Source organism: Clostridium sp. AM29-11AC (assembly GCF_003480545.1).
Lineage (GTDB): Bacteria > Bacillota > Clostridia > Lachnospirales > Lachnospiraceae > Otoolea > Otoolea saccharolyticum_A.
This window is the reverse complement of record NZ_QUJI01000050.1, coordinates 1-2,687: the sequence shown is the minus strand read 5'-3', so window position 1 is coordinate 2,687 and position 2,687 is coordinate 1. Positions and strand designations below refer to the sequence as shown.

Here is a 2,687-nt window from a genome sequence, read left to right as displayed (position 1 = left end):
GTAAGCGCCAAATAATAGTGCGGTAAAATTTAAAATTACTCCAGCCCTTTGCGAGTTGGAGTAATTCACTATAATTCACATGCGATTTTTGATAGATTGGAGTTTTTCACTCCAAGGTGCCAGCTCTGCCAGCTGTTCATCGGTCATATCTTTACCTGGCCGGTGCTCCAGTAAAAATTTAAGATATCCATAAATATTCAGATCGTATGCTTTTGCCATCTCAACCATTGTGTAGACTACCGCACTGGCATTCGCTCCGTCAACGGAATTGCTGAAGAGCCAGTTCTTCCGGCCTACTGCGAATGGACGAATTGCATTCTCACTGAGATTATTGGTAAAGCTGCACCGTCCGTCTTCCAGATAAGTCTCCGCTGTATCACGTCGGTTAAGAACGTAATTCACGGCTTTATCCATCCGGGTATTCCGGACGGGCTTCTGCTGATCGAGCCACGACCAGAAAGCCTCCAGAACGGGTTTTTCCTTCTCGAGACGCAGCTGCTTCCGCTTTTCATAATCACCGGGATACTTTTTGTTAATGGAGTCCTCAATGGCGAACAACCGGTTGCAGTACTGGACGCCCTGCACTGCCGGCTGGCTGTAGTCATACTGTTTTCCTTTGGGAACGGCGTCGATAAAGTATCGACGGATATGCGCCCAACAAGAGCAGCGTCTGATCCTCGGAAGATTGTTGTATCCCTGATATCCATCCGTTTCCAGGTATCCGCTGTAGCCTTCCAGAAACTCCCTTGCATGGCTGCCGCTCCTGGTAGGGGAATAGCCATACAGGATGATCGCCGGAAGTCCATCCTCGCCGCTTCGGAACAGCCACATGAACGACTGGGTCTGGGCCTGGCGCCCTTCCTCTTTTAACACCTGGACCCGTGTCTCATCTGCCATTGCAAAACTGCGCTTCAGCAGCTCCCGATGAAAGTAATCATACATCGGCTGGAAATAGTTCTGCGAACAGTAGATGATCCAGTTGGCAAGGGTGGTCCGGCTGATCTGAGCCCCATACTGCTTCCAGTCTTTTTCCTGCCGATAAAGGGGAAGCCCGTTGGCATACTTCTGGTACATGGTCCATGCAACAGTGGATGCTGAGGCAGGACCTTTCCCAACCAGAGCCGCCGGAACCTGAGACTTTATGATCACAGGCTTTTCCGTATCGCCGAGCCCTTCCTTGCAGCATGGACATCCGTAACTCTGGCTGTAGTATTCGATCACTTTACAGGTGGCAGGAATGAATTCCAGTTCCCGGCGGACATACTCCTCACCGATCAGGACCATCTGTGTGCCGCATACCGGACAGATCTGTTCTTCTTCGGGAAGAGGGATCACTACTTTTTCAACCTTCAGGCCTTTGAAGAGATCCTCGTGGGTTGCCTTCTTTTTACGGGTATGTTCCTTGATCACAGTTTCTACTTCCAGCAGGGATGGATCCTGTTCCACTTCCGCTTCATCGAAAAGGTTCTGTTGTCCCGGAATATCATCGGATCTTTTTTCGCTGGATGAGCCGAAAAGCTTCTTGGTCAGATAATCTACCTGTTCCTGAAGCGCTTTCTCGTGACTGGATTTTTCGTCAATGATAAGACGGAGAGATCGGATCAGTTCAGTCTGTTCGGATACCATTGTTTTCAGTTGTGATACCGTATCTTTCAGCTCTCTGAGCTGGATATCTTTTGCACTGGAAGCCATCGTTTCCCTCCTCGGTTCTGATACCTTTATTATATCAGAAACGGGGCTTTTACTAAAGGAAAATAGCTCCTGAAAAATGCCGAATCTACAGGGGATTTCCGTATTTTTCTGTGCAGGATTTCTGCTAAGATCCAGATGATTTTTTACTCTGCTTTGAGGGCTTTGGGCTGGTCAATATCGATCCCGGACATCAGCCAGTCAAACTCCCGCCAGGAAAGGTTCCGGACTTCCGACTGCTTCCTGGGCCATTGATAGCCGCCGCGGACAGACAGCCGCTTATAGATCAGAACGAAGCCGTCCGGTTCACGGAACAAGGCTTTGATCCTGTCCCGTCTTCTTCCGCAGAAAAGGAAGAGAGCACTGGACGAGGGATCCATCTTAAGCTGGTCCTCGATAACGGCACAGAGTCCGTCAATGGACTTCCGCATATCGGTGTAGCCGCAGACAATGTAGATCTTTTCAAGTCCGGAGATATCCCCTAACATGAGATCTCCTGAAGCAGGCGGAATATCCTGGTGAGCAGGACCGGATCTGCATCATTGCTGATGTGGACTGTGATATCCTTCATGGCAACTTCGATCGTATGTGAATTGTCAAGGTGCGAGTTTAGCATCTGTGATGCTGTATGCTGTTCCGGGATGTGATCCGGAACAATGTCAATGGGGACCACGTCCTGTTTCGGGCGGGGAACCGAAGAATGACCATAATTCGCTGCTGGGATCTGATCCGCTGCCGCTTTCCGACAACGGCTGACCCAGTTGTAAAAGGTGCTTACTGCAATGTCGTTTTCACGGCACCAGTCAGCATCTGTCATGCCGCTCTGGCGGCATTCATTGATAAGCCTGATCTGTTCCGCCATCGGAACACGGGCTTTGCGAGTACCTGCCATAACCTATCCTCCATAATTGTAGTGAAATAGTCTAAATATCTTTCGACTCTACAATTATAGGCAAAACTTGAGGATCAGGAAATCCGCAGGAATATTTGGCGCTTAC

Annotated in this window: 3 protein-coding genes; all 3 read right to left on the bottom strand. The window is 49.4% G+C overall.

Annotated features, from left to right (window positions below):
* Positions 1-75: 75 nt before the first annotated feature.
* A complete protein-coding gene (locus DW757_RS17045) occupies positions 76-1,692 on the bottom strand; it encodes an IS66 family transposase (RefSeq protein WP_118752322.1) in 1,617 nt (538 codons plus the stop codon).
* Between the two features lie 143 nt (positions 1,693-1,835).
* Positions 1,836-2,177, bottom strand: coding sequence for an IS66 family insertion sequence element accessory protein TnpB (tnpB, locus tag DW757_RS17040; protein WP_072524981.1), 342 nt, complete (start codon positions 2,175-2,177; stop codon positions 1,836-1,838).
* The gene (locus DW757_RS17035) at positions 2,171-2,581 is read right to left on the bottom strand and encodes a transposase (protein WP_118752321.1); all 411 of its coding nucleotides are present in this window, start codon (positions 2,579-2,581) and stop codon (positions 2,171-2,173) included. Before DW757_RS17035 ends, tnpB begins: the two co-directional genes overlap by 7 nt.
* Between the last annotated feature and the right edge of the window lie 106 nt (positions 2,582-2,687).

Bases quoted from the DNA above. Each gene is read 5' to 3' on its own strand.
- DW757_RS17045 (WP_118752322.1), bottom strand. From the start codon at position 1,692: ATGGCTTCCAGTGCAAAAGATATCCAGCTCAGAGAGCTGAAAGATACG.
- DW757_RS17035 (WP_118752321.1), bottom strand. From the start codon at position 2,581: ATGGCAGGTACTCGCAAAGCCCGTGTTCCGATGGCGGAACAGATCAGG.
- tnpB (WP_072524981.1), bottom strand. From the start codon at position 2,177: ATGTTAGGGGATATCTCCGGACTTGAAAAGATCTACATTGTCTGCGGC.